General features: G+C 63.0%; 25 protein-coding genes and 1 pseudogene. 8 read left to right on the top strand and 18 right to left on the bottom strand.

Annotation, left to right across the window (positions count from 1 at the left end):
* Nucleotides 1–116: 116 nt before the first annotated feature.
* Nucleotides 117–983, top strand: a complete 867-nt coding sequence (locus RGV59_RS18195) for a pirin family protein (protein WP_126586024.1) — start codon at nt 117–119, stop codon at nt 981–983.
* 200 nt (nt 984–1,183) lie between these two features.
* On the opposite strand, the gene RGV59_RS18200 is transcribed toward RGV59_RS18195, so the two are convergent.
* On the bottom strand, nt 1,184–2,410 hold the full coding sequence (locus RGV59_RS18200) for an MFS transporter (protein WP_126586026.1): 1,227 nt from the start codon (nt 2,408–2,410) through the stop codon (nt 1,184–1,186).
* Between the two features lie 224 nt (nt 2,411–2,634).
* On the opposite strand from RGV59_RS18200, the gene RGV59_RS18205 reads away from it, so the two are divergent.
* Nucleotides 2,635–4,044: a mechanosensitive ion channel family protein gene (locus RGV59_RS18205; RefSeq protein WP_126586028.1), complete on the top strand. Its 1,410-nt coding sequence runs from the start codon at nt 2,635–2,637 to the stop codon at nt 4,042–4,044.
* Nucleotides 4,045–4,049: 5 nt separating this feature from the next.
* Here RGV59_RS18205 and RGV59_RS18210 read toward each other — a convergent pair whose 3' ends face one another.
* Nucleotides 4,050–4,487 (bottom strand): Rrf2 family transcriptional regulator, encoded by a 438-nt coding sequence (locus tag RGV59_RS18210; protein WP_046383812.1) that lies wholly within the window; start codon nt 4,485–4,487, stop codon nt 4,050–4,052.
* A 143-nt stretch (nt 4,488–4,630) separates the two neighbouring features.
* Between RGV59_RS18210 and RGV59_RS18215 the strand changes: the two genes are divergently transcribed.
* Entirely contained in the window at nt 4,631–5,515 is an 885-nt protein-coding gene (locus tag RGV59_RS18215) for an NAD(P)/FAD-dependent oxidoreductase (RefSeq protein ID WP_046488443.1), read from the top strand.
* A gap of 19 nt (nt 5,516–5,534) precedes the next feature.
* Here the strand turns inward: RGV59_RS18215 and gudD are convergent, their stop codons facing one another.
* Together gudD and RGV59_RS18225 are read right to left on the bottom strand one after the other, a co-directional pair.
* Nucleotides 5,535–6,884, bottom strand: coding sequence for a glucarate dehydratase (gudD, locus tag RGV59_RS18220; RefSeq protein WP_126586030.1), 1,350 nt, complete (start codon nt 6,882–6,884; stop codon nt 5,535–5,537).
* 12 nt (nt 6,885–6,896) lie between these two features.
* Nucleotides 6,897–8,246, bottom strand: coding sequence for an MFS transporter (locus RGV59_RS18225; RefSeq protein WP_322247020.1), 1,350 nt, complete (start codon nt 8,244–8,246; stop codon nt 6,897–6,899).
* A gap of 317 nt (nt 8,247–8,563) precedes the next feature.
* Here RGV59_RS18225 and RGV59_RS18230 point away from each other — a divergent pair, with 317 nt between their 5' ends.
* Together RGV59_RS18230 and RGV59_RS18235 are read left to right on the top strand one after the other, a co-directional pair.
* A complete protein-coding gene (locus RGV59_RS18230; protein ID WP_046488438.1) occupies nt 8,564–9,265 on the top strand; it encodes a FadR/GntR family transcriptional regulator in 702 nt (233 codons plus the stop codon).
* Nucleotides 9,266–9,343: 78 nt separating this feature from the next.
* Nucleotides 9,344–9,931: a LysE family translocator gene (locus RGV59_RS18235; protein ID WP_046383807.1), complete on the top strand. Its 588-nt coding sequence runs from the start codon at nt 9,344–9,346 to the stop codon at nt 9,929–9,931.
* On the opposite strand, the gene RGV59_RS18240 is transcribed toward RGV59_RS18235, so the two are convergent.
* From RGV59_RS18240 to RGV59_RS18280, 9 genes are all read right to left on the bottom strand, one after another.
* A complete protein-coding gene (locus tag RGV59_RS18240; RefSeq protein WP_126586032.1) occupies nt 9,873–10,766 on the bottom strand; it encodes an AraC family transcriptional regulator in 894 nt (297 codons plus the stop codon). The genes RGV59_RS18235 and RGV59_RS18240 overlap by 59 nt on opposite strands.
* Nucleotides 10,767–10,831: 65 nt before the next feature.
* Nucleotides 10,832–13,294, bottom strand: a complete 2,463-nt coding sequence (locus tag RGV59_RS18245) for a TonB-dependent siderophore receptor (RefSeq protein WP_126586034.1) — start codon at nt 13,292–13,294, stop codon at nt 10,832–10,834.
* A gap of 97 nt (nt 13,295–13,391) precedes the next feature.
* Complete coding sequence (locus RGV59_RS18250) at nt 13,392–14,342, bottom strand: FecR domain-containing protein (RefSeq protein WP_126586036.1); 951 nt, start codon at nt 14,340–14,342, stop codon at nt 13,392–13,394.
* The gene (locus tag RGV59_RS18255) at nt 14,339–14,860 is read right to left on the bottom strand and encodes a sigma-70 family RNA polymerase sigma factor (protein WP_046488431.1); all 522 of its coding nucleotides are present in this window, start codon (nt 14,858–14,860) and stop codon (nt 14,339–14,341) included. Before RGV59_RS18255 ends, RGV59_RS18250 begins: the two co-directional genes overlap by 4 nt.
* Before the next feature lie 209 nt (nt 14,861–15,069).
* Nucleotides 15,070–15,495: a GNAT family N-acetyltransferase gene (locus tag RGV59_RS18260; RefSeq protein WP_046383802.1), complete on the bottom strand. Its 426-nt coding sequence runs from the start codon at nt 15,493–15,495 to the stop codon at nt 15,070–15,072.
* A 161-nt stretch (nt 15,496–15,656) separates the two neighbouring features.
* Nucleotides 15,657–15,809 carry a hypothetical protein gene (locus RGV59_RS18265; RefSeq protein ID WP_169885801.1) on the bottom strand — a complete coding sequence of 51 codons (153 nt, stop codon included), beginning with the start codon at nt 15,807–15,809 and terminating at the stop codon, nt 15,657–15,659.
* A gap of 70 nt (nt 15,810–15,879) precedes the next feature.
* Nucleotides 15,880–16,371: a GNAT family N-acetyltransferase gene (locus RGV59_RS18270; RefSeq protein WP_126586038.1), complete on the bottom strand. Its 492-nt coding sequence runs from the start codon at nt 16,369–16,371 to the stop codon at nt 15,880–15,882.
* A 295-nt stretch (nt 16,372–16,666) separates the two neighbouring features.
* Entirely contained in the window at nt 16,667–16,960 is a 294-nt protein-coding gene (locus RGV59_RS18275; protein WP_046383799.1) for a hypothetical protein, read from the bottom strand.
* A gap of 288 nt (nt 16,961–17,248) precedes the next feature.
* Nucleotides 17,249–18,664, bottom strand: coding sequence for a purine-cytosine permease family protein (locus RGV59_RS18280; protein WP_046488423.1), 1,416 nt, complete (start codon nt 18,662–18,664; stop codon nt 17,249–17,251).
* Between the two features lie 216 nt (nt 18,665–18,880).
* Between RGV59_RS18280 and RGV59_RS18285 the strand changes: the two genes are divergently transcribed.
* Nucleotides 18,881–19,792 carry a LysR substrate-binding domain-containing protein gene (locus tag RGV59_RS18285; RefSeq protein WP_046383797.1) on the top strand — a complete coding sequence of 304 codons (912 nt, stop codon included), beginning with the start codon at nt 18,881–18,883 and terminating at the stop codon, nt 19,790–19,792.
* 83 nt (nt 19,793–19,875) lie between these two features.
* Here RGV59_RS18285 and RGV59_RS18290 read toward each other — a convergent pair whose 3' ends face one another.
* The 5 genes from RGV59_RS18290 to RGV59_RS18310 all read right to left on the bottom strand — a co-directional run bounded on the left by RGV59_RS18290 (nt 19,876) and on the right by RGV59_RS18310 (nt 23,993).
* A complete protein-coding gene (locus RGV59_RS18290) occupies nt 19,876–20,268 on the bottom strand; it encodes a hypothetical protein (RefSeq protein ID WP_126586040.1) in 393 nt (130 codons plus the stop codon).
* A 133-nt stretch (nt 20,269–20,401) separates the two neighbouring features.
* Nucleotides 20,402–21,544 carry an acetylornithine deacetylase gene (gene argE / locus RGV59_RS18295; protein ID WP_126586042.1) on the bottom strand — a complete coding sequence of 381 codons (1,143 nt, stop codon included), beginning with the start codon at nt 21,542–21,544 and terminating at the stop codon, nt 20,402–20,404.
* Entirely contained in the window at nt 21,541–22,218 is a 678-nt protein-coding gene (locus RGV59_RS18300) for a DUF1028 domain-containing protein (RefSeq protein ID WP_126586044.1), read from the bottom strand. The genes argE and RGV59_RS18300 overlap by 4 nt, the downstream gene beginning before the upstream one ends.
* A gap of 10 nt (nt 22,219–22,228) precedes the next feature.
* Complete coding sequence (locus tag RGV59_RS18305) at nt 22,229–22,639, bottom strand: RidA family protein (RefSeq protein ID WP_046383793.1); 411 nt, start codon at nt 22,637–22,639, stop codon at nt 22,229–22,231.
* A 22-nt stretch (nt 22,640–22,661) separates the two neighbouring features.
* Nucleotides 22,662–23,993 carry a flavin-containing monooxygenase gene (locus RGV59_RS18310; RefSeq protein WP_376741855.1) on the bottom strand — a complete coding sequence of 444 codons (1,332 nt, stop codon included), beginning with the start codon at nt 23,991–23,993 and terminating at the stop codon, nt 22,662–22,664.
* Between the two features lie 88 nt (nt 23,994–24,081).
* Between RGV59_RS18310 and RGV59_RS31790 the strand changes: the two are divergent.
* Nucleotides 24,082–24,320: pseudogene (locus RGV59_RS31790) on the top strand (hypothetical protein); the annotation flags it as partial.
* A gap of 18 nt (nt 24,321–24,338) precedes the next feature.
* On the top strand, nt 24,339–24,668 hold the full coding sequence (locus RGV59_RS18315; protein ID WP_046383791.1) for a DHCW motif cupin fold protein: 330 nt from the start codon (nt 24,339–24,341) through the stop codon (nt 24,666–24,668).
* Nucleotides 24,669–24,676: the final 8 nt, after the last annotated feature.

Genomic DNA, 24,676 nt, shown 5'->3' on the forward strand with positions numbered 1-24,676 from the left:
CAAAAACAAACTGAGGACGTGTTGATTGTCCTATGCATAGAACGAACAACGCCGCGTTTGCCGGCTAGTCCCCAAGGCCCGTGGGACTTATGGTGTAGGCACTTTGGAGGTACACCATGAAAAAACTCATCGGCATCTACACCAGCCCCCGCGCCCACTGGGTCGGCGACGGTTTTCCGGTACGCACGCTGTTTTCCTACGACACCCTTGGCAAGCACATCAGCCCCTTCCTGTTGTTGGACCACGCGGGCCCGGCCGATTTCACCCCGACCACACAGCGTCGCGGTGTCGGCCAGCACCCGCATCGCGGCTTTGAAACCGTGACCATCGTCTACGACGGCGAAGTCGAGCACCGCGACTCCACCGGGGCTGGCGGCACGATCGGCCCCGGCGACGTGCAATGGATGACCGCCGCCAAGGGCATCCTCCACGAAGAGTTCCACTCCGAAGCCTTCGCCCGTAGCGGCGGGGTGCTGGAGATGGTGCAACTGTGGGTCAACCTGCCGGCCAAGGACAAAATGGCCGACGCCGGTTACCAGACGATTGTCGACGGCGATATTCCGCTGCTGCCGCTGGCCAATGAGGCTGGCCAACTGCGCCTGATTGCCGGTGAGTTCGCAGGCACCAAAGGCCCGGCGCGCACCTTCACGCCGATCGACGTGTGGGACCTGCGCCTCAACGCCGGCAAGGCGCTGACCCTGAACCTGCACGCCGGACGCAACACCGCGCTGGTGATCTTGCGCGGCACGGTGCTGGTCAATGGCGAAGAAATCGCGCGCCAGGGGCAATTGGCACTGTTTGAGCGCGACGGCACGCAACTGTCGCTGGAATCCAGCGACGACGCGAGGGTGCTGCTGCTCAGCGGCGAGCCGATCGACGAGCCTATCGTCGGCCATGGTCCGTTCGTGATGAATACTGAGCAGGAGATCCATCAGGCGTTTGCTGATTTCCACTCTGGTCATTTCGGGCAGATGCAGCACTGAAAGGCTGACGCCAAGCCTAATGTGGGAGCGGGCAAGCCCCCACATGCGTAATTGCATGGACTTGATCAGTGAGGCCGAGAGTGGTCGTTATGCTGTAAACGTTCGGCGGCGATCACAAGTTCGAACCGGCAGGCTCTTCTTTGCGGACATGATCCGTATGCTTCCTTGGAATATGCTTACAAGCCTGCCGACGCAACTTTCTATTTTCCGGCTTCTTGGTCAGCTTCGAGAATCAAGCTCGGGGATGGGCCGCGAGCCTTTGCGAACCACCACAGGGCAAATGTCCCAAGAATAGTCGTTAACACGGCCAAAATCAGGATTACGGTCTGGGTGCCCAAGGGCGCAGCTAACAAAGCCACCAGTAAACCTGCCAGAGGCTGGGACATGTTGTTCAGCAGCGTGATCACACCTACTGTCTTACCGAAGTCCTGAGGCGGTATCACCCGCTGCCGGATAGTGCGTATGTAGACGTTGAACATTTTGTCGAAGCCTGCGATCAACAGGAAACCCAGCACATAGCCGAGCAGACTCGGACTCAGGGCGCTGATGAATGCCCCCGTTGCGATCATCGAATATCCGACACCCCCGAGGACCCGCAGAGGCAACACCACCCGAGCGAGAAGAAACAGGATCACGATTGTTGTCACCGCACCCGCCGCCTGAAGCCCTGCATAGCTATCCTTGCCGGCGCTGTACTGGCCGATCACCATGGCCGCCGAAGTTGCCAAGGTGCCACCAACGATCAGGTTGACGCCTACCGCCAGAATGATGATTTTTTTCAATTCTGCGAAGCTACGGATATGCCCAAAAGCGATCCTCAAGGGCTGCAGCCAGATGTCTTGATGCTGCTCGAACACCTCTAGCGTCATACGGCCAAGACGTTGCCACGCCAGCATGCTCAGGTCTGCCAGCAGGAACAATCCGGCGATCCAAAGCACCACCCAGTGCCAAGCCCAAACCTCAAGCATCAGTGCCGCCACCAGAGGCCCGAGGACCAGTCCCGCCTGGTCGGCGATCTGGGAGTAGGACAACGTCTTGGTGTAGCTGTAGTGCTGGAAGATATGCGGCATCAGCACTTCGCGAGCCATGATGCCTTGCGTGGTCAGCACTCCGCACAGTGCCGACAGCACCACTATCCAACCGATGCCACCAAAGATTCCGTAGAGCACCACCCCCAGCACACAGAGCCATGCCCGGTAGACCTGACTGATATGCAGGATCTTAATAGGCGGGTACTTGTCGCACAGCGCGCCGCACAGCGGGAACGCGAGAAATCGCGGCAGCGATTCGACGAAAAACGCTAGCCCTGCCCATGAAGCGCTGTTGGTGGTCTGGAACACCACCAGCGGCACAATAAACAACAGGATCTGATCCGCCAGCCTCGATAGAAAGAGCGCGATAAAAAAGGCGAGGTAATCCTTACGCATAGGGAACTCCTTTGTGTAAGCGACGTGGCATAGCGGTCTGAAGAAACATCAGTATGAGTTTACAAGGTGTCTAGATAATCCGGCGCGATGCAAACGCCTGGTCAGTGCTGATGCAATCAGGTGGTCAGATACGGTGCAATTTCCCACCCGCATTTCGCTCCGCGCTATACCCCCACATCCCCATTTCATGCGATCTTCTCGGCATTCACCCTGGAGTCGCCTGGATGCCCTCATTTATCGCTGATCACCCCATGTTGTGCGCCCTGGCGCTGATCTTTATCGACATCGGTGTGTGGCGCTTGATTTCCGCTGAGCTGGCCAATTGGAAGCTGGCGGCGCGGTTGGTGATTTTTGCGGTGTTCAGCGCCGTGTTGTTCAACGACGGCATGAACCCGATGCTCGTCGCGCCGTATGCCGACAACACCGCGCTGCACCTGGCCGCCACTGCGTTGCAGATCGGTTGGTGGCTGTTCGCGGCGCGGACCCTGACGGTGTTGCTCGGCGCGGTGATGATGCAGCGCGTGGGCCACACCGGTCGGCTGTTGCAGGACCTGCTGGGCGCGGTGATTTTCCTGATTGCGATCATCGCCGCCATGGCCTACGTGCTTGACCTGCCGGTCAAGGGCGTGCTCGCCACCTCCGGTGCGGTGGCGATCATCGTCGGCCTGGCGCTGCAAAGCACCCTCAGCGATGTGTTTTCCGGGATCGTGCTCAACACCACCAAGCCGTACCAGCTCGATGACTGGATTTCCATCGACGGCACCGAGGGGCGCGTCACCGATATCGATTGGCGCGCTACGCGGTTGCAGACCTCCCAGGGCAGCATGGCGGTGATCCCCAATTCGTTGGCGGCCAAGGCCAAGATCGTCAACTTTTCGCGCCCGGCGGATATGTTCGGCCTGTCGGTCAGCCTGCAAGTCAGCCCCCACGCCCGCCCGCAGTGCCGGCTGCTGCTGGCCAAACCGGCGCCGAGCGTGGCGTTCAAAACCTCGGCCAGCGACGGCGTGGAGTATGAAATCAGCGGCTTTGTGCCGTCGATGCCGCTCAAGCGCGAAGTGCGCAACCAGCTGTACGACCTGGCTTTCCGGCACTTGCAGGCGGCGGGCGTCGGTTTGCTGTCTGCCACCGAAAGCAGCGCGCCGCCGGCGCTGTCGGGGGCGCGGGCGTTGCTGGAGCGCTCGTCGATTTTCTCCACCCTGCGCCAGGAAGAGAAAGACACCTTCAGCCAGAACATGACCCTGCACAGCTACCGTGCCGGCGCGGTGATCCTGCCGGCGGGGGAGGTCAGCGATCATTTGTTTATCGTCGAATCCGGCGTGGTCTCGGTGATGCTGGACAAGGCTGGGCACGTGTTCGAAGCCGGGCGCATGGGGCCGGGGGAGGTGATCGGCGAGGCTGGGATCTTGTCCGACGAGGCCACGCTGGCGGACTTTCGCGCCAAGACCTTCTGCACCCTCTATCGCATCGAGAAGGAATACCTCAAGCCGTGCCTGGATGCGCGGCATGACATCGGCGAAGCGATGAAAGCGCTGCTGGATTTCCGCATACATGCGGCGCAGACCCTGACCCAGGAAGCACCGGTGGTGCCGGTGAAGAAGGGGTTCCTGCAGTGGTTGCGCAAGCGCCGGCTGTAGTGCGATCAGGGCGCCGGGGCGAGGCGGCAACGCTCGTCGAAATCTTCGGCCAACTGCGCCAGCGTCACATCCCCCAGCCGCGCCAGTAACAGTGCCTGGGCCTGGTCGAACGCGTCGCTCAGTGCCGCGTTCACTGCCTGTTCCACCAGGCATTGCGGGTGGTCGGTGGACAAGCCGATGGCGAATATCGACGGCGTGCCCAAGGCATTGTGGATATCCAGCAAGGTGATTTCACTCAGGGGTTTGCCCAGGGTCCAGCCGCCCTGATGACCTTTTTCCGAGCGGACATAGCCTTTTTCCTTGAGCAGCCCCAGTGTGCGCCGCACCACCACCGGGTTGGTGCCGAGCATCTGCGCGATGGTCTCCGAGGTGGCGCGCGCTTCATGGCGGTCCATATGGATCAGCACGTGCAGCATGCGCGAGAGGCGGGTGTCGTTTCTCATCAAAAAACCTCAAGTCGATTCGGTCGAAAGTATCCTTCGTAACCCAAAAAGTTGCGAGACACTTGACGTGCTATTTTTACGTAACTTATGGTGTGTCGTGAAAGCGCGCGGATAACCGCGCGCACCTGACAAGGGGCACTTTCATGATGCATGACGTCATTATCGTGGGCGGCAGCTATGCCGGCTTGTCCGCCGGCCTGCAACTGGCGCGGGCGCGACGCAAGGTTCTGGTGATCGACGCGGGGCAGCGGCGCAATCGGTTTGCCGCCACCGCCCATGGCTTTCTCGGCCAGGACGGCCAGGCGCCGGACGTCATTGCCGCCGAAGGTCGCAGCCAACTGATGGAGTATCCGAGCGTCACCTGGGTGCAGGACAGCGTATTACAGGCGGCTACGGCGCCGGGCGGTTTCAGGCTGCACACGCAATACAACGGCGGATTCGAGGGGCGACGCCTGATCCTCGCCACCGGGGTGGTGGACGAATTGCCCGCCCTCGAAGGCTTGGCGGAACGCTGGGGCAAGCACGTGTTTCATTGCCCTTACTGCCACGGCTATGAGCTCGATCAAGGCCGCATCGGTGTGTTGGCCACCTCGCCGCTGGCGATGCACCATGCGCTGATGTTGCCGGACTGGGGCAGCACCACCTTGTTCACCAATGGCGTGTTCACCCCGGATGCCGAGCAACAGGCGCAGTTGGATCGGCGCGGGGTCCGCGTGGAGCGCACGGCGGTGACACGGATCAGCGGTGAGCGCGTGGCTCTGGAACTGGCTGATGGCCGCGTGATTCAGCTGGACGGCGTATTCACGATGTCCCGCACTCGCCTCAGCCCCTTGGCCGAGCAGTTGGGCTGTGTGCTGGCTGACGGCCCCACCGGCCCGTACCTGCACACCAACGAAACCCGCCAGACCTCCGTGGCCGGCGTGTTTGCCTGTGGCGATGCGTCCCTTGCCGCCGGTTCCGTGGCGCTGGCGGTGGCCGAGGGCGTGCGCGCCGGGGTGGGCGCGCACGTTTCGTTGATTCACGGTTGAGGCTGGCCGGGATCGGCGCTCAGCGCACCAGGCACGGGCGCTTGTTATCGAAACGCCAACCGGGGATCAGGAACTGCATGGCCACGCTGTCATTGCGCGCACCCAGGCCCATGTCTTTGTAGCGTTCGTGGGCCTGGGCCACCGCGTCCATGTCGATCTCGACGCCCAGCCCCGGCTTGGTCGGCACCTGGATGTGACCGTCGACAATCTGCAATGGCGCCTTGGTCAGGCGCTGGCCGTCCTGCCAGATCCAGTGGGTGTCGATCGCAGTGATGTCGCCCGGTGCGGCGGCGGCCACCTGGGTGAACATCGCCAGGGAAATATCGAAGTGATTGTTGGAATGCGAGCCCCAGGTCAGGCCCCATTCATGGCACATCTGCGCCACGCGCACCGAGCCTTGCATCGTCCAGAAGTGCGGGTCGGCGAGGGGAATGTCCACCGATTGCAGCTGGATCGCGTGGCCCATTTCGCGCCAGTCGGTGGCGATCATGTTGGTGGCGGTGGGCAGGCCGGTGGCGCGGCGGAATTCAGCCATGACTTCGCGGCCCGAATAGCCGTTTTCCGCGCCGCACGGGTCTTCGGCGTAGGCCAATACGTGATGCTGGTCGCGGCACAGGGCGATGGCTTCCTTGAGTGACCAGGCGCCGTTCGGGTCCAGGGTGATGCGTGCGTCGGGGAAGCGCTCGGCCAGGGCCGTGACCGCTTCGATTTCTTCGGCGCCGCGCAACACGCCGCCCTTGAGCTTGAAGTCGTTGAAGCCGTACTTGGCCTGGGCGGCTTCGGCCAGGCGCACGATGGCGTCCGGGGTCAGGGCCGGTTCATGGCGCAGGCGGCACCAATCGTCACCATCGGCTTCGCTGCGGTAGGCCAGGTCGGTCTGCTGGCGGTCGCCGATGTAGAACAGGTAGCCGAGCATCTTCACCGCGTCGCGCTGCTGGCCTTCGCCGAGCAGGGCGGCCACCGGCACCTCAAGGAACTGGCCGAGCAGATCGAGCAGCGCCGCTTCCATCGCGGTGACGGCGTGGATGGTGATGCGCAGGTCGAACGTCTGCAGGCCGCGGCCACCGCTGTCGCGGGCGGCAAAGGTGCGGCGCATGGCATTGAGAATGCTCTGGTACGCGCCGATCGGCTTGCCGATCACCAGGCTGCGCGCGTCTTCCAGGGTTTCGCGGATGCGTTCGCCGCCCGGTACTTCGCCCACGCCGATGTGACCGGCGCTGTCCTTGAGAATCACGATATTGCGCGTGAAAAACGGCCCGTGGGCGCCGCTGAGGTTGAGCAGCATGCTGTCGTGGCCGGCCACCGGGATCACTTGCAGGTGGGTGACGATGGGGGCATGGCTGGCGTGGTGCTGGTGTTCTGTATTCATCAAAACGCTTCCTTATTTGCTCAAGACGGGGGCGGGGTGCAGCACGCTCGGGCTCTGGGCGCCGGGCCGGGTCTTGGCGAAGAACACCAGGATGGCCGCGAGGATCGAGGTGCCGGCCAGCCCATACAAACCACCCTGGATCGACCCGGTGGTCTGCTCCAGAAAGCCGAAGGTGGTGGGCGCGACAAACCCGCCGAGGTTGCCGATGGAGTTGATCAGCGCGATCACCGCCGCGGCGATGCGCGCATCCAGGTAGCCCTGGGGGATCGGCCAGAACAGCGACGATGCCGACTTGAACCCGATCGCCGCAAAACAGATGGCGACAAAGGCAAAGATCGGCCCGCCGGTGGTGGAGAAAAACATTCCCGCCGCAGCAATCAACAGCGCCGTGGCCACCCACGCCTGTTGATGCTTGTACTTGCCGGCCAGGGCCGCGAACGAATACATGGCGATGATCGAAATCAGCCAGGGAATGGAATTGTAGAAGCCCACCTGGATGTCACTCAGGTCGCCCATCTTCTTGATGATGCTCGGCAGCCAGAATGTGGCGGCGTAGATGGTCAGCTGGATGCAGAAATACAGGGCGCAGAACAGCATGATCTGGCGGTCCTTGAGCAGCGTGCCCAGGCTCGGCTTGACCGTCGTGGCGGCGTCACGCTCGCGTTGTTCGCGCTCGATCTCGCCCACCAGCGCGTCCTGTTCGGCGCGGCTGAGCCACCTGGCGTCATGGGGGTTGGAGTCGAGCCAGAACCACACGAAAAAGCACAACAGCACCGAGGCCATGCCTTCGATGATGTACATCCATTGCCAGCCGTGCAGGCCCAGCCCGCTGATTTGCAGCAGCACGCCGGACAGCGGGCCGGAGATCAGCGAGGCCAGGGCCGAGCCGCTGAGGAAGATCGCAATCGCCTTGCCGCGCTCCACCCCGGGCAGCCAGCGGGTGAAGTAGTAGATCACCCCCGGAAAGAACCCGGCCTCGGCCACGCCCAGCAGAAAACGCAGGATATAGAAGTGGGTTTCGTTCTGGATAAAGGCCATCAGCGTCGCGGTGATGCCCCAGGTGAACATGATGCGGGTCAGCCAGATACGCGCGCCGACTTTTTGCAGCAGCAGGTTGGAGGGCACTTCGAACAACGCATAGCCGATGAAGAACAAGCCGGCGCCGAAACCGTAAGCGGCCGCGCCGATGCCCAGGTCGTGTTCCATGTGGGTGCGGACAAAGCCGATGTTGACGCGGTCGATGTAGTTGACGATGAACATGATCACGAACAGTGGCAGCACATGCTGCTTCACTTTCTTGATCGCGCGGGCCAGGACGGGGTCGAGGGCAGGCGCAGCTGTCGCAGGGTTGGAAGGGGTCACGGGGTAGAACTCCCACGGATTATTGTTGTGCGGGGATGGGTTCAGGGCTGCCGGGGGTGCCTGGCAACTTGATAGACATCATACAACTGCTTTTTTCCGCGTCGCAACGTAAATTTTGGCTGTACGAGCATGCGACAGGGCTGGCGTACCTGTTTACAGGCGCCATAGCGCATAAAATCAATCGCGCCGATACAATCGCAGGCAAATCGGCTCCCGTGAAAACGCGGCGCAGTTGTGGCGGAATTTGTTTGTTGTCATACAAGTTGGTGGCGGAGGGGGATGTTAGTATTGACCGGGTCCAACCGATGGAATGACCGATGCACAACGACACCCCCCGCAAGCGCTCCCAGGGCCTGGCCCATGACATCGTGACCACGCTGACCCAGCGCATTCTCCTCGGCCAACTGGCGCCGGGCGAGAAGCTGCCCTCCGAGTCGGCCATCGTCGGCGAGTACGGTGTCAGTCGCACGGTGGTGCGTGAGGCGCTGTCGAAGTTGCAGGCGGCAGGGCTGGTGGAAACCCGGCACGGGGTGGGCACCTTTGTGCTGGCGCGGGACCAGCGCCAGGGCCTGCACCTGAACCATGACACCGCCGTCAGCGTGCGCGGCATCCTCGAGTTGCGCCTGGGCCTGGAAACCCAGGCCGCCGCCCTGGCCGCGCTGCGCCGCAGCGAGGTGCAGTTGCAGCACATGCGCGAGGCCCTCGACGACTACCAAGCCTCGCTGGCCAACAACGACAGCAGCGTCGAACCCGACGTGCGCTTCCATCAGTTGATTGCCCAGGCCACCGGCAACACCTACTTCACCGATGTGATCCAGCACCTGGGCAACTCGGTGATCCCGCGCACGCGCATCAACGCCGAAGAGCGCGGCGATACCGACCTGATGAAGCTGGGCCAGTTGGCCAACCTGGAACACGAGGCGATCCTCAACGCCATCCGCCGCCAGGACCCCGACGCCGCCCGCGCCGCCATGTTGTTGCACCTGAGCAACAGCCTGGAACGCATGACCGGCGAGTAGCAGGGGCATTTTCTTCAATACCCGGCTCGCCGGGGTGTTTACCGTGGCCCCTGTTCATCACCACAACAGGGAACCGCAATGAGCTTGATCCTTTCCATGGCCGCCTTCGCGTTGGCCACCTCCATCACACCGGGCCCGGTGAATGTGGTCGCCCTCAGTTCGGGCGCGCGCTTCGGTTTTGTCGCCAGCCAGAAACACGTGTTCGGTGCCGCCACCGGCTTCACGCTATTGCTGGTGTTGATCGGCCTGGGGCTGCATGAAGTGCTGCTGCGCTGGCCCATTCTGACCCAGTTGATCCAGTGGGGCGGGGTCGCCTTCCTGCTGTACATGGCCTGGAAACTTGCGGTGGACGATGGCCGGCTGGACGCCGAAGGCACCGCAACGGCGCCGTCGATGCTCTACGGCGCGATCATGCAATGGCTGAACCCCAAAGCCTGGCTGGCCTGCGTGGCGGGCATGGGGTTGTTTGTCGCGGATGGCGACGCCCGGCAGGTGTGGCTGTTTGCGGCGCTTTACCTGGTGATCTGCTACCTGTCGGTAGCCTGCTGGGCCTACGCCGGCACGTTTTTGCGCCGTTACCTCGGCAACGCGCAGGGCGTGCGGGTGTTCAACCGTTCGATGGCCGCGTTGCTGGTGGCCAGTGTGGGTTATTTGCTGATGGCTTGAGCAAGTCGCGGTACTGCCCCGGCGTGGCGGCGAAGTGCAGCTTGAAGGTGCGCTGGAAGTGCGCCTGGTCGGCAAAGCCGGCGGCCAGGGCGACGTCGGCGATCAGTTCGCCGTTGCGCAATTGGGTGCGGGCGAACTGAATGCGCCGGTTCACCAGAAACGCATGGGGCGTCAAGCCGTAATACTGCTTGAAGGCGCGGATCAGATAAGACGGCGACAGCTCGGCCGCCAGGCAGATGTCTTCGAGTTTCAAGGCCTGGGTGCAGTGTTCGCGGATGTATTCGGCGGCGCGTTCCAGCTTGTGATTGACCTCCCGCACCGGCGTGTTCGAAGGGTTCAGGCGCTGCTGCACCTCACTGAAATAACTCACCAGCATGCTCTGTTTTTGCAGGAGTTCGGCGTGCTCATCCAACAGCGTCCGGTACAGCTCGATCAGGCCGTTGTACAGCACCGGGTCGCGGGTATAGGGCGTATTGAACGGTCGATAACCCTGGTCGGTGCTGAAGCCCAACTGGTATTGCAGGTCCGTCAGCCAGGGCGTGTCGAGGTAGAGCATGTGATACGACCAGGGTTGGTTGTGGATCGGGTTGCACGCATGCACATCGCCGGGGTTCATCAGCACCACCGTGCCGGCGCTGATCTGGAAGGTGTCCGCGCCGTAGTGGTAATAGCTGCGCCCGGTGGTGATCGCGCCGATGGAGAAATGCTCGTGGGCGTGGCGGGTGTAGGTGACCTTGCGCCCATCGGCGATGGTCCGCGCTTCGATGAACGGCAAGCGCTCGTCGCGCCAGAAGCGCGGCGCTTGCGCGGGGTGAGTGGCGGTGTTCAGCGACATGGCGGCGGCTCCATCCCTCGGGAGATCGAGGGAGGATCATTGCACAGACTGCCGGGGCCGTCAGCCTAGAAGTCCCATTTAGTCGCCAGTTGCAGGCTGCGCGGTTCGCCGTAGAACCCGGTGCCGAAGTTGCCCAGGCCCGTGTAGTACTTTTTATCGAACAGGTTCTTCACGTTAAGCGTGGTGCTCAGGTGCTCGTTGAAGCGGTAGCGGGCCATCAGGTCGACCAGGTAGTAACTGTCCTGGGTGATGCGTGCGTTCTGGCCGAAGTTGACCGTGTCGTTCGGGTCGGGTTGGAACACGTTGCCGAAGAACTCGCTCTGCCAATTCACGCCACCGCCCACGGTGACATGCTCCAGCGCGCCGGGCAGGCGATAGCTACTGAACAGGCGCACCACCTGCTGCGGCGTGGTGGTTTGCAGCACCGAGCTGTACACATAACCGTTGTTGGCATCGCGGGTGTGCTGGTAGGTGTAGCCGGCCGAGATGTTCCAGCCGTCCAGCACTTCACCCGACAGTTGCGCCTCGAAGCCCTTGGTGGTGGCGCCGGCAATCGGGCGGTACACCGAATCGGTCTCGAAGCCCGACACGTACTCGGCGACATTGTCCTGCTCGATGCGGAACGCGGCAAAACTGGCATTCAGGCGGCCGTCGTAGAACGCTGCCTTGAGCCCGGCTTCATAGGTGGCGCCCTCGATCGGGTCGAGCAGTTTGCGGTCGGCGTCCTTGCTGCTTTGCGGGCGGTAGATCTGGGTGTAGCTGGTGTACACCGACCAGGTGTCGTTGAGGTCGTAGACGATCCCGGCATATGGCGTGACCACGCCGCTCTGGCGGTAGGTGGTGCGGTTGTCGGCCTTGGTCGGGTCATAGAAATCGGTGGTGTCGGTGCCGCTGAACGTGCTGACGCGCGTGCCGAGGATCACTGACAAATCGTCCGTGGGTTTCAAGCGCGTGGCCAGGTAGGCGCCGGTCTGGCGTTGCACGATATCGTTCTGGCCGCTGCGCGGGATATCCGGTTTGGCGTACTCGCCGTGCCAGTCGAAAATGCTGCCGCCCACGGCGGGGTAAATCGAACCGTAGACCGGCACGTCCTGCTTCGAGCGGGTGGCCATAAAGCCCATGATCAGCTCGTGCTCGCGGCCAAACAGGTTGAACGGCCCGCTGAGATTGACGTCCAGGGTGTTCTGTAACTGGTCGCCCTTGTACTTGCCCATGAACATGTACATGCCGTCGCCGCTGACCGGGTCCGGGTTGCCGCCGCTGGCGGAGGCGAGCAGGGTGTCGTGCTGACTGCGCTTGCGGTCGAGGCTGACCTTGAGCGACCAGTCGTTCGCCAACTGCTGTTGCACCGAGGCGAACAGCGTCTGGTTCTGGAAGTCGCGGCGGCTCCAGTCGGCCGCCGGGTTGAACGAGCGCGAGAAGTGCGTGCGCGAGCCGTCGCTGAAGAACATCGGGAAACCGGTCCAGCTGGCGCCACGGGAGCGGGTGTCTTGCTGGTCGATACCGAAGGTCAGCAGGGTGTCGGGCGTAAGGTCCGCTTCAAGGATGCCGTAGCCGATGTCCTTGGTGTGCTGGTAGTGATCGAGATACGACTGGCGGTCCTGATACACGCCGACAAAGCGTCCGCGCAGATTGTCCGACTCGGTCAAGGGGCCGGAAATATCGCCTTCGGTGCGGTAGTTGTCCCAGGAGCCGAAGGTCTGGGTGACCGAGGCCTTGAATTCCCGCGTGGGCTTTTTGCGGATCAGGTTGACCGTGGCCGACGGATCGCCGGAACCGCTCAGCAGGCCGGCCGAGCCCTTGATGATTTCCAGGTGGTCGTACACTGCCATGTCGGTGCTGGTGGTGCCGTAGTCGTACACGCCGTCATAGGTGGCGTTGACGCCGTCGTACTGGAAATTGGTGATCGGCAGGCCACGGCTGGAGAACTCCCAGCGTTCGCTGTCGTAGTTCTGCACGCTCACGCCGGGGGCGCGGCGCAGGGTGTCGGCGATGCTGTTGGAGCCCTGGTCGTCCATCTGCTGGCGGGTGATCACCGTGACCGACTGCGGGGTGTCGCGCATCGACAGCGGCAAGCCGGTGGCCGAGGCCATGACACCGGTAGTGTAGGCATGGGTGTCTTCGGTGATAGCGCCCAGGCCCTGGCCGGAAATCGTCGTGGCGCCCAGCTCCAGCGCGCCGCTGTGGGCGGGGATCAGCTCCAGCACGTAACCGTTGTTGCCTTGGGGCAGCGCCTGCAAACCGCTGCCCTGCAACAGGCGCTGCAAACCGCTGGTCGGGGTATAGCTGCCGTTCAGGCCGGGGCTGGTTTTACCAGCGGCGAGGCTGTTATGGCCGGCGATGAACATTCCGGACTGTTCGGCGAAGCTGTTCAGCACGGCGACCAGGGCGCCGCCCGCGATGCGATAACTGCGCGCGGCTTCCTGGGTCGAGGTCGGCTCGGCGGCGTACAGCGTCGGCGCGCCGAGGCAAAGCAGGGAGGTGGCCAGCGCCAGTGGGCGCAGCGCGAAGCGAGCAGGTTGCGGCATGGAGGTGTCCCTTTGGATCAAGTCGATCGGCGAGTTGAAAGCGTCTGCAGGGTTAACCGAACGAGTGTCGAAAAAGGGAACTGGCGGGTGAAGTTTTTTACTGCGGCCCGACGCTGACCCACCACGGCATCGGCCGCTCGACCCGAATCGGCAGCGCGGCTTGCAGCAGGTGCAGGGCCTGGTCGCTGTCCTTGAGCGGGAACGAACCCATCACCGGCAACTGCGCCACGGCCGGGTCGCAGCCCAGGTGGCCGGGGCTATAGCGGTTGAGTTCGGCGATCAACTCGCCGAGCGGCAGGTTGTCCGCCAGCAGCACGCCACGGCTCCAGGCTTCACGGGCCGGGGAGGCGACGCTGGCGGTGTTGAAGTGGTTGCGGGTAAACGTCAGCTGTTGGCCGGTGTCGACAATCCGTGGGTGCGGGTTGAGCGTACTCACCCGCACCCGGCCCTCGAACACCGTGAGCTGGGTATGTTCATCGCCTTGCACCACGCTGAAGCGCGTGCCCAGCGCCTGCAGCCGGCCTTGTTCGGTGTCCACCAGGAACGGACGGCTGGGGTCCTTGGCGGTGTCGATCAACACTTCGCCAAAGCGCAGGCGCAGCAAGCGTTGCGCGGCATCGAAGCGCACATCCAGCGCGCTCAGTGCGTTCAACCACACATGGCTGCCATCGGTCAGCAGCGCGTCGCGGGTCTCGCCGTTGGCGGTTGCATAGTCGGCACTCCAGCCGCTTGCCAGGCGGGGCAGGGGGCTGTGGCGCCAAGTGCCCCAGGCCAGTGTCGAGCCGACACCCAGCACCAGCAGGGTCTTGAGCGTCTGGCGCCGCGAGCTGCGCAAGGCCCGGCTGGCGCCATGGGGTTGCTCCAGCAACGGCGCAAAACGCTGGCTGACGCGCTGCACGTACTGCCAGGCCGCCAGGTGCTCGGGGCTTTGCGCGACCCAGGTTTGCCAGCGCAACTGTTCGAGCGCACCGCCTGGGTCCTGCAGGCGCACGTACCAGTGCGCAGCCTGCTCCAGGCTGGCGTGGCTGAGCTGGCCGGGGCGGCTCATTGCACCAGCATCCCGTCGAGTTCGGCTTCCAGAATCGCGCAGTGCAGCAGGGCCTGGGCCATGTACTTCTTGACCATGCGCTCGCACACGCCAAGCTGTACGGCGATCTGCTTGTAGGGCAGGCCGTGCAAGTGCGCGAGTAAAAAGGCCTCGCTGACCTTCTTCGGCAGGCGCGCGAGCATCGTGTCCACTTCGTAGAGGGTTTCGACGATGATCGCCCGCTGCTCCGGCGACGGCTGCCGCGCTTCCGGGCGCTCGGCCAGGGTTTGCAGCCAGGCGCGTTCCAGTTGGCGGCGGCGCCAGTGGTCGATGCACAGGCCACGGGCGATGGTGGCCAGGTAGGAGCGTTGGCCGACGTGATCGGTTTCGGCCAACGGGCGGCCGAGGATGCGGATAAACGTGTCGTGGGCCAGGTCGGCGGCATCCCAGCGGTCGTTCAGGCGCCGCCGCAGCAGGCCGAGCAGCCAGCTGTGGTGGGTGCCGTAGAGGTGGGTGAAGGAGGTCGACACACTGTCCATCCAGCGCAAAGGCTTTGGCGTAAATAAGAATTGCTCGCGATTAAACCAAAGCGTCGGGTTGTGCGCAAATGATATTGGTTTGCTTTTGGGAGGCTGTATCGATGGATTGAAGAAATCAGCTCGGGCATCAAGAACCTGGATACCCAGGCCATCATCTATTCACCCGTCGGTACCGGCATGTTGATCTCCAACGAGTGAACGCCTGAATCTCACAGCTGTTTCGACAGAAACACCCGGCTGTTGCCCTCGGGTTCACAGGCGATTTCGCCAAACCGCACCCAGCCGTTTTTCTCATAGAACCCCGGTGCCTGGAAGCTGATGGTGTAGAGCACGGCATTGCGACAGCCGCGGCGTCGGGCTTCGTCTTCGAAGGCGCGCAGCAATCGGCTGCCGATGCCGGAACCGCGCAGGGTCTCGGGCAAGTGGAAGAGGTCGAGGAAGGCCATGCCGAATGCGCTCCGGCCGGTGATGCCGCCGAGCACCTGCTGGGTGTGCGGGTCTTTGACCAGCACGCTCAGCGGGCGCCGGTCATGGTAGCCGGTGGCTTGTTCGTTGAACGCCGCCAGGCCGTTGCCGAGGATGCGTTCGGCGTCGGGGTTGGGCTGGTCGCTGATTTCAATGAGAGGAGGCTGCATCGCGCTGGATTCCTTGTGGCCCGTTGTCCGACAAGCGTCTAGACAGTTCTTTATACGATTGAGTGTGGGCGTGATCAGGGTTTTTCGAGCAATAAAGCGCGTACCTCCTCTTCCTGCAACTGCTTTTCCCTGGCTTCCTGGCGCGCCTGCTCCTCGGCGCGTTACTTGGCCTCCCGGCGGAACTGGTCGACGGATAAGTTTCGGAGGTGCTCGATGTCCTGCGCAGTGGCACCGAATGCAACCGGCACCATGGCCATCAACGGGGCTGCGATCAAAGAGGAGGTCAACAAGCGGCTGATACGTGCCCTGGACATCAAAGCACTCCGAGTCAATTCGTGGTGCCTTGTTGGGCGCTGCAACAAGGATAAGTTCCCAGGGTGGCTATTAAAAAGCCATCACCATCTCATGCCACGCCATCCCGCCATGATCCGACGTCGACGGCTGCACGTAGCGGTAGCCCAGGCGGGTGTACAGCGCCACATGGCGGTCCTTGCACATCAAGTGAATCGTCTGCTTGCCCAACGCGCGCATGCGCTGCACAAACTCGCGCATCAACGCGGTGGAATAGCCCTTGCCTTGGTGCGCCGGGGCGACCACCACCGACATGATCACCACATTCGGCGCCTCGGCCGCATGGCCGACCAACTCCTTGAACGCTTCATCCGACATCACCACCTTGTGGGCGCAGCCGCTGTTGATGAAGCCCACCACCTCGCCATCTGCCTCCAGGATCAAAAAGCCTTGCGGGTATTGCGCAATGCGCGTGGCGATCTTTTCCAGGGTCGCGGCTTCGTCGCCTTCGTAGGCAGTGGTTTCGATGTCGAAGCAATGGGCGGCGTCGCTGGGGAGGGCGTTGCGAAAGGAGAGGGCGGGCATGCGGTTTCCTCGGGGGGTAAGCGAAAGGCCACATGATAGCCGGGTGTCTATAGCGCCGCCATTGTGGCCTCTGGGTCGACCAGGATGTTCGGCCAGCGTGGTTTAACGGGGCCAAGTGACGGGGCTTGGTGATCGACCCACTGCTGGAGGCCGGACTCGGTCAACGGTGGGAGCTGTCGAGCCCCAGCGAGGCTGCGATGGCGGCGGCACAAACGCCATCAAATCCACTTCGTCCGCCAACTTCCAGTTCACCAGAAAACCCGCCAAAGCGGGTTTCCTCAGCACTTACATCACATCAACTCACCGCAGGCGAATCAAACCCACGCCGCTCCATCACCGTAAACACATCCGCCACATCCTGGACCATGATCCGGGCGGTGTTGGCGACGGTATTGATGTCGTGCTCGGCATAGTCGGACACTTTGGAACAGGCCATCAGGTGCAGGTAGGCGAGCGCGGCATTGAGGCGCTCGCTGGCGCAGGCGTGCAACTCGCTGAGCGGGGCGTCGCTGTCGATCAGCAGGACCGGGTAGTCGGTTGCGGTTTGGGACATGGGGGTGAAGCGGCGGGGCGGATTTTGATTGGTCATGAGGTTCGATTCTATTTGGGTAAAAAGAATCACCACCTTGCTGCTGCGAAACAGATTGGGTGGCAACTGTGCGCGGGTTCGCAGACCAGGAAGAATCACCCCCGGCAGACCCGAAGGTCTCCCACGCACAGCCGCCATAAACGAGGCGCAGGCGGACTTCGCCTGAGGGTCTGATGACTGTGCAGGTTGATTCTATTGTGTAGGGCTGCGAAACCCTGTCGCCGACCAATGCCAGCGACGGGGCGAACTATAAAGTGCGGTTAATCGAGGCGCAACCGACAGGCTGTTTCAAACTCCACCCACCAGCGTCCCTTCCGCCATCCGCCGCTTATACGCACTGTCCCGACTCGCCAACCAGAAATACAACGGCGACGTCACCACCAACCCCACCACCCACGACAAATCCGCGCCGTTGATGTGCTGCGAAATCGGCCCCACGTACAGCGGTGTGTTCATGAACGGAATCTGCACCGCGATCCCCACCGCATAGGCCAGCAGCGCCTGGGGGTTGTAGCGCCCGTAGATCCCGCCGTCCACGCGGAAGATCGATGCAATGTCGTACTTGCCTTTATGGATCGCGTAGAAGTCGATCAGGTTGATCGCCGTCCACGGCACCAGTACCACCAGCAGCACCAGGACCATGTCGACGAAGTGGCCGATAAAGTCTTTCGAGGCGAATACCGCGGCCACCGAACAGGCCGCGAGTACGATGATCGAGATCACGGCGCGGCTTTTCGCGGTGGGGATCCAGCGGTAGGCGAAGGTCTGCACCAGGGTGATGATCGACAGCACCGCGCCGTACAGGTTGAGGGCGTTGTGGCTGATCACGCTGAGCAAGAACAGCACCAGCATCAACGGGCCGATGGCGCCGGTGGCGAGTTTGACCGCGTCCATGGTGTCCATGCCCACCGGGGTGGCGAGCACCGCGACGGCGCCGAAGATGAACGACAGGCTCGAACCCAGCGCCGAGCCCAGGTAGGTGGTCCAGAAGGTCGACGCGACGGGGACGTCGGCCGGCAGGTAGCGCGAATAGTCGGAGACGTAGGGCGCGAACGCGATCTGCCACAGCGCCGCCAGGGACACGGTGGCCAGCCAGCCGGAGAGGTTGAAGCTGCCGCGGGTCAGAAAGTCGCTGGTCTGTATATGGCTGAAGATGTAGCCGAAACCCAGCACGATCCCCGCGCCCAGTACCCAGGTGCCGATGCGGTTGAGTACGTGGATGAAGCGGTAGCCGATGATGCCGATGATCCCGGAACCGATGGCGCCGATCACGATGCCCACCGGCACGGGCACGCTGTCGACCACACCGTGCAGGGATTTACCGGCCAGCACGATGTTGGAGGCGAAGAAGCCGATGTACATCACCCCGGCGATCACCACCACCAGCAACGCGCCGAGGGAGCCGAATTGTGCGCGGCTCTGGATCATTTGCGGGATGCCCATCTGCGGGCCCTGGGCCGAGTGCAATGCCATCAGCACGCCGCCGACCAGGTGGCCGACGAGGATGGCGACAATGCCCCAGATCAGGTTGAGGTGGAACAGTTGCACGCCCAGCGCACCCGTGACGATCGGCAACGGCGCGATGTTGCCGCCGAACCACAGGGTGAACAGGTCTCTTACCTTTCCGTGGCGATCTTCCGGGGGCACGTATCCAATCGTGTGTTTTTCGATAAGCGGGGCGCTGGATGTTGCAGTGGTAACCATGACGAGCTCCAAGGCAAGGTGAGTACGTTGACGTACTTCGCTGTGCGCCGCTCAGCGGCGCTTTGTTGTTGGAGCGATCATCTGCAATGGGGGCGGGGAGGTAAATTAGTAAGTTTGTTGCTATAGACCTTAAAAAAAGTATCTCGCGTGGCCACGCGCTCCGGTATGTTGCCCGCTTGTGTCCTGGGGCGAAGTCCCACATTTGCGGAGGGCCCGATGGCTGCCTATAACCTGCGCCAGCTCAGATATTTCGTCACCACGGCCGAGTGCGGCAGCGTCGCCGAGGCGTCGCGCAAGCTGTATATCGCGCAACCGTCGGTGTCCACCGCGATCAAGCAACTGGAAGACAGCTTTGGCGTGCAGCTGTTTATCCGCCATCACGCCCAGGGCGTGTCGCTCACCCCCAGCGGCGCGCGCTTTTATCGCAAGGCGCTGGAGCTGCTGCGGGTGGCCCACGAGTTCGAGCAGAATGCCCTGGCCGACAATGACGTGGTGGCGGGGCAGATCGATATCGGCTGCTTTGAAACCGTCGCGCCGCTGTACCTGCCGCGTTTGATCGCCGGTTTCAAGGCGCGCTGGCCGGGGGTGGAAATCCGCATGCGCGATGGTGAGCAGCAGGAGTTGGTGCAGGCGCTGACGGCCGGCAGTATCGACGTGGCGATGCTGTTCGAGCATGACCTGGGCGCGACCATCGAGACCACGCCGTTGATGCCGCCGCAGCAGCCGTATGCGCTGTTGCCGGCCGATCACCGCTTTGCGCAGCAGGCCAAGGTGTCGCTCGCGGACCTGGTGCTGGAGCCGATGATCCTGCTGGATGTACTGCCGAGCCGCACGTACTTCGTGAGCATCTTTGAAGAGCGCGGCTTGACGCCGAACATCGTGTTCAGCTCGCCGTCGATCGAGATGGTGCGGGGCATGGTGGGGCGCGGGTTTGGCTTTTCGATTCTGGTGACCAGGCCGTTTACCGAGTACACCTATGACGGCCAGAAAGTCGTGTGCCTGCCGCTGGCGGAAACCGTCACCGGCTCGGGCTTGTCGGCCGTGTGGTTGCGCCGCGCACCGTTGACCAAGCCGGTGCAGTTGTTCGTCGATTACTGCCGCGAGGAGCTGGCGCGTTTGCTCGCCTGATCGGCGCGCTCAAGCCTGGGCCAACAACGCATCGGCCCGGCTGTTCTGGGTCACGCAGGCGTCAACTCTGATCGGCGCTGGGATTACTCCTCGGGCCCGACATTCCGGATGTTCAGTTGCTTCAACCGTGCGTCGAGTTGTGTGCCGAAGTTGTTGACCGCCTTCAAGTGCCCCGGGCTGTAAGTGTCATCCGGACGGTCCGGGCGGAAGTGGACGGACAGCGGCACCACGTTGCCCGGCGGGTTCAAGTTGTTATCGAGGTAGGGCCTGCCGTGGCTCGGGTTCAGATCCTTGATGCCGTTAGCTTCTGCCACGTCAAAAAAGACATCCAGCGTGCGATATGCATCCTCTTCTCTTACGGCCATGCGTATGCTTTCCCTGTCAGGTACACCCGCTTCGGGGCGCTGACGCAACTCTTCAGGCGGCGCAGCGTTGAGCGGGTTGTTCAACGGCGAGTGCGGTGGAATTCCTATCATGGTCAATACTCAAAGGCTGTTGAAGTGAAAACGGCTATTAGCCGTTTTCCTATGTGGGCCGCCTTCAAGTACGGTTCCATCAGCTGCGGGTAGCGATTGATGCAGGGTATGTCGTCGGCACAGCCGAGGGTCGTCAACGCAGCGCGTTCAGCATGCTGTGCAACATCTGATCGCACTGTGCCAACTGCGCCACACTCACAAACTCGTCCGGTTTATGCCCCTGGTCCATGCTGCCGGGCCCGCACACCACCGTGGGAATGCCCACCGCGTCGAACAACCCGCCCTCGGTGCCGAACGCTACCGTGCCGAACGCCCGCGAGCCACAAAATGCCGCGATCAACTCGGCCGCCTCGCTATGCTGATCGGTCATCAGCCCCGGATACGCCGACAGCTCGGTAAAGCGAATCGCACTCTGCGCGCTCACCGCCTGCATGCGCGGCAATACCTGCTGCTCGGCGTAGGCGCGCAATTCATCCGCCACCGCTTGCGGGGCCTGGCCCGGCAGCGCGCGGACCTCAAAATCAAACCGGCAGTCGGCGGGCACGATGTTCAACGCCTTGCCCCCGCCAATCACCCCGGTTTGCACCGTACTGAACGGCGGATCAAAGCGCGCATCCTGCTTATCGCGCAGCCGTTGGCCGATGCGTCCCAGTTCGCCGATCAATTCGGCGGCATGCTCGATCGCATTCACGCCATGGGGCGCATACGCCGAATGACAGGCCGCGCCATGCACATCGCAGCGCATCGCCAGCTTGCCTTTATGGCCGAGCACCGGCTTGAGTTCGGTCGGTTCGCCGATGATGCACAGCTTCGGCTTCACCGGCCGCTGCGCCAGCACGCTGAGCAACGAGCGCACGCCCAGGCAACCGACTTCCTCGTCGTAGGAGAGGGCGATATGCACCGGCCGGCGCAACGTCGCTGCGACCAGCGCCGGCACCAGGGCCAGCACGCAGGCGATGTAGCCCTTCATGTCCGCAGTGCCCCGGCCGAACAGCCGGCCGTCGCGTTCGGTCAGTTCAAACGGCGGCACGCTCCACGGTTGCCCATCCACCGGCACGACATCGGTATGCCCGGACAGCACAATCCCGGGCACCTCCACCGGGCCGATGCTGGCAAACAGGTTGGCCTTGGTGCGGGCCTCGTTGTAGATCAGTTCGCTGGCCACGCAGTGACTCGCCAGGTAATCGCGCACAAAGGCGATCAACTGCAGGTTGGACTCGCGGCTGGTGGTATCGAACCCCACCAGCGTCTGCAGCAATGCGCGGCTGCGGCTCATCGCTCGTCCCCGGCGACGCCATAGCCGGGCGCGTGGTCGGGGGCCAGGGCGCGGTCGATGTAGGCCTGCACTTGTGGGCGATAGGCATCCCACAGCGTGTGCAGTTGGCCGATCGGGTTGGCGTCGGCCCAATCCACCCGCAGGTCGATGATCGGCCAGGTCAGTTCGCCCACCACCTGCAACGCGGCCGAATGCACCGGGCCGGCTTCGCCACCGGCGGCGATGGCGGCATGCATCGCGGCCAAGAGTCGATCGGCCAGTTGGCCTTCGCCTTGCTCGAAGGCCTGGACCATCGCCTCGATCACTGAGCGGTCGGCGAGCATATTGCCGGCCGCGACGCACTGTTCGCCCGACACCGCGTGGTGCTTGCCGAGGGTTTGGCTGCCGCTGAAATGCACGCTGCGGCCCAGGTGATCGATCGCGGTCAGTTGGCGGTATTGGCTGTAGCCGTTGCGGGTCAGCGCCTGGTCGATTGCGGCGGCGGGGGCTAGGCCTTGTTGCAGCAGGTCGAGCACGTCCGGGCCGAGGGCCGGCAGCGTGATGTTCTGGGTCGCGACCGCACCGACACCCGGCCGCAGCCAGGGGCAGCGTGCGCCGACGGCGATGCTCGAAGAGCTGATGGCGATGCCCAGTTGGCCGGTGTCGGCGCAACGGCCGACGATTGAAAAGGTCATGTACGGCTCCTTACTCGGGAATCACGGCGATCACATCGATTTCCATCAGCCACTGCGGCTGGCCCAGGGCCGATACCACCAGCCCGGTGGAAATCGGGAACACGCCCTTGAGCCATTTGCCGACTTCCTGGTACACCGGCTCGCGGTAGCGCGGGTCGATCAGGTAGGTGGTGGTCTTGACGATATGGCTGAGGTCGCTGCCGGCTTCTTCCAGCAGTTGCTTGACGTTGCGCATGGCCTGCTCGGCCTGGGCACGCGGGTCGCCGAGGCCCACCAGGTTACCGTCGAAATCGCTGCCGACCTGGCCGCGCACATACACGGTGTTGCCGGCGCGCACGGCCTGGCACAGGTCATTGTCCAGGCTCTGGTTGGGGTAGGTTTGTTTAGTGTTGAACATGCGGATGCGCGTGTGGGTAGGCATCAAAAAACTCCGGAAAAAATGATCAGGCGCTGACAGGGGACGGGCGCACGAGCGGGGCCGCGACGCGATATTCGAGGTACTGACGCTGGGTGGCGATATGGTCGGCGAGGTATTTGGCGTCATGCCACACGCCCCAGATAAACGACGAGCCACGGCGCGACTGCCAGGGCAAACCGAGGAAGTAGATGCCGGCCTCGCTGGACACGCCGCGCTGGTGCTGCGGCTTGCCGGCGGCGTCGAACGCATCGACCTTCAGCCAGCGGTAATCCACGGCAAAGCCGGTGGCCCAGATGATCGAGGTGATGCCGGCGCGGGCCAGGTCCAGTTGCAGGATCGGCTGTTTCACGCACTCGGCATCGGCGAAGACGCGCCGGGCTTCGGGCTCCACGGGCAGGTCGAGGCCGTTGCGTTCGATATACGCATCCGCCGCGTCCAGCAGGGCCAGGTAGTTTTCGTCGCCGCGTGCGAGGTTCTCCAACAGGGTGGGTTGGAAGGTGGCCACGCCGCCATGGAAAGACTCGGTGGGCCCGACCAGGGTCATGCCGCGCAGGGCCAACTCGCGGAAGTCGATGGTCTTGCCGCCGTGGGCGCCGCTCACGGCAATGGTCACGTGTTCGCGGCCAGGCTTGATCGCGGCCTGGTCCCATTCGCCCAGCACACCGAGCCACCAGCAGAAATCACGCTGGCGATAGGCACGCGGCGGGCGGTCGTGGGCGCCGACCGACAAGTAAACCTGACGGCCGCTGCGCTGCAGTTCATCGGCGATCTGCACCCCCGACGAGCCGGCGCCCACCACCAGCACCGCGCCTTGGGGCAGTTGGTCGGGGTTGCGATAGTCGGCGGAATGGATCTGATGCAGTGCCGTGTCTGTCGGCGCGATCGCCGGGATCACTGGCGTCTGGAACGGCCCGGTCGCCGCCACCACGCGGTTGGCTTCGATCACGCCGTCGCTGGTGTGTACGGTAAAACCGGGGCGGCCGACATTGCGCAGCACCGAGGTGACTTCCACGCCGGTGCGGATCGGCGCATTGAACTGGCGTGCATAGGCTTCGAAGTAATCCGCCACGCGCTCTTTCGGCGCGAAGGCATCCGGGGCGAGCCCTTCGAAGGCCAGGCCGGGAAAACGGTCGTGCCAGGCCGGCCCGTTGGCCACCAACGAATCCCAGCGGCCGCTGCGCCAGCGCTCGGCGATCCGGCTGCGTTCCAGCACCAGGTGCGGCACGCCGTGCTTGCTCAAATGCTCGCTCATGGCCACGCCGGCCTGGCCGGCGCCTACCACCAGGGTGTCTGTTTGAGTGATTGCTTGCGTCATGTGTCTGTCCTTGCGTAATGCAGTTGGATTCAGCTTGGGCATGACTTCAAGGTAGGGGCCGGGCGGTTTTTAATAAAATATTATTAAGCTGGGAAGTGAGCATAAATATCGGATGCAAAGGGCCTCGGCAGGCGATGGCAAGGCGATGCTGGATCACCTCGAAGCGCTGGCGAGGACGCTCAGGATCGAGGAGTTGGTGCTGGATGCGAGGTTGAATGCGGCCACCCGTTACCGGCGGTGCGGGTAGGTGGGGCACGATGAGCGATTTACCACTCGCCGTCGGGGTTGCAGTGGGCGTGTATCCCAAAAAAGCCGGCGATCTGTGTCTGTCGCGCAGCCCTCCAGGTGGTTAGGGTCGAGTCACGTTAACTGACGACCGAGCCCACCATGGAACTCACTGCTGTCCCGTTTGGCATCACCGACTGGTCCACCCTCGAACCCGAGCTTCATCCAGGCATCACCGGCAGTGCCTGGTGGCGCACTGGCCACTTTGGCACCACCCGTGTACGCATGGTCGAATACACCCCCGGCTACCTGGCCGATCACTGGTGCTGGCGTGGGCATGTGCTGCTGTGCCTCGAAGGCGAGCTGCACACGGAACTGGAAGATGGCCGTCAATTCACGCTGACGGCCGGGATGAGTTATCAGGTGGGAAACAACATGGAAGGGCATCGCTCCTCGACGCGGGTTGGCGCCAAGCTGTTCATCGTGGATTGAACCGGCGC

Source organism: Pseudomonas sp. FG1 (genome assembly GCF_034313875.1).
GTDB lineage: Bacteria > Pseudomonadota > Gammaproteobacteria > Pseudomonadales > Pseudomonadaceae > Aquipseudomonas > Aquipseudomonas veronii.

What these genes read in the sequence shown, in the direction of transcription:
- RGV59_RS18195 (WP_126586024.1), top strand. Translation starts at nt 117, where the DNA reads ATGAAAAAACTCATCGGCATCTACACCAGCCCCCGCGCCCACTGGGTC.
- RGV59_RS18200 (WP_126586026.1), bottom strand. Translation starts at nt 2,410, where the DNA reads ATGCGTAAGGATTACCTCGCCTTTTTTATCGCGCTCTTTCTATCGAGG.
- RGV59_RS18205 (WP_126586028.1), top strand. Translation starts at nt 2,635, where the DNA reads ATGCCCTCATTTATCGCTGATCACCCCATGTTGTGCGCCCTGGCGCTG.
- RGV59_RS18210 (WP_046383812.1), bottom strand. Translation starts at nt 4,487, where the DNA reads ATGAGAAACGACACCCGCCTCTCGCGCATGCTGCACGTGCTGATCCAT.
- RGV59_RS18215 (WP_046488443.1), top strand. Translation starts at nt 4,631, where the DNA reads ATGATGCATGACGTCATTATCGTGGGCGGCAGCTATGCCGGCTTGTCC.
- gudD (WP_126586030.1), bottom strand. Translation starts at nt 6,884, where the DNA reads ATGAATACAGAACACCAGCACCACGCCAGCCATGCCCCCATCGTCACC.
- RGV59_RS18230 (WP_046488438.1), top strand. Translation starts at nt 8,564, where the DNA reads ATGCACAACGACACCCCCCGCAAGCGCTCCCAGGGCCTGGCCCATGAC.
- RGV59_RS18235 (WP_046383807.1), top strand. Translation starts at nt 9,344, where the DNA reads ATGAGCTTGATCCTTTCCATGGCCGCCTTCGCGTTGGCCACCTCCATC.
- RGV59_RS18240 (WP_126586032.1), bottom strand. Translation starts at nt 10,766, where the DNA reads ATGTCGCTGAACACCGCCACTCACCCCGCGCAAGCGCCGCGCTTCTGG.
- RGV59_RS18245 (WP_126586034.1), bottom strand. Translation starts at nt 13,294, where the DNA reads ATGCCGCAACCTGCTCGCTTCGCGCTGCGCCCACTGGCGCTGGCCACC.
- RGV59_RS18250 (WP_126586036.1), bottom strand. Translation starts at nt 14,342, where the DNA reads ATGAGCCGCCCCGGCCAGCTCAGCCACGCCAGCCTGGAGCAGGCTGCG.
- RGV59_RS18255 (WP_046488431.1), bottom strand. Translation starts at nt 14,860, where the DNA reads ATGGACAGTGTGTCGACCTCCTTCACCCACCTCTACGGCACCCACCAC.
- RGV59_RS18260 (WP_046383802.1), bottom strand. Translation starts at nt 15,495, where the DNA reads ATGCAGCCTCCTCTCATTGAAATCAGCGACCAGCCCAACCCCGACGCC.
- RGV59_RS18265 (WP_169885801.1), bottom strand. Translation starts at nt 15,809, where the DNA reads ATGTCCAGGGCACGTATCAGCCGCTTGTTGACCTCCTCTTTGATCGCA.
- RGV59_RS18270 (WP_126586038.1), bottom strand. Translation starts at nt 16,371, where the DNA reads ATGCCCGCCCTCTCCTTTCGCAACGCCCTCCCCAGCGACGCCGCCCAT.
- RGV59_RS18275 (WP_046383799.1), bottom strand. Translation starts at nt 16,960, where the DNA reads ATGACCAATCAAAATCCGCCCCGCCGCTTCACCCCCATGTCCCAAACC.
- RGV59_RS18280 (WP_046488423.1), bottom strand. Translation starts at nt 18,664, where the DNA reads ATGGTTACCACTGCAACATCCAGCGCCCCGCTTATCGAAAAACACACG.
- RGV59_RS18285 (WP_046383797.1), top strand. Translation starts at nt 18,881, where the DNA reads ATGGCTGCCTATAACCTGCGCCAGCTCAGATATTTCGTCACCACGGCC.
- RGV59_RS18290 (WP_126586040.1), bottom strand. Translation starts at nt 20,268, where the DNA reads ATGATAGGAATTCCACCGCACTCGCCGTTGAACAACCCGCTCAACGCT.
- argE (WP_126586042.1), bottom strand. Translation starts at nt 21,544, where the DNA reads ATGAGCCGCAGCCGCGCATTGCTGCAGACGCTGGTGGGGTTCGATACC.
- RGV59_RS18300 (WP_126586044.1), bottom strand. Translation starts at nt 22,218, where the DNA reads ATGACCTTTTCAATCGTCGGCCGTTGCGCCGACACCGGCCAACTGGGC.
- RGV59_RS18305 (WP_046383793.1), bottom strand. Translation starts at nt 22,639, where the DNA reads ATGCCTACCCACACGCGCATCCGCATGTTCAACACTAAACAAACCTAC.
- RGV59_RS18310 (WP_376741855.1), bottom strand. Translation starts at nt 23,993, where the DNA reads ATGCCCAAGCTGAATCCAACTGCATTACGCAAGGACAGACACATGACG.
- RGV59_RS18315 (WP_046383791.1), top strand. Translation starts at nt 24,339, where the DNA reads ATGGAACTCACTGCTGTCCCGTTTGGCATCACCGACTGGTCCACCCTC.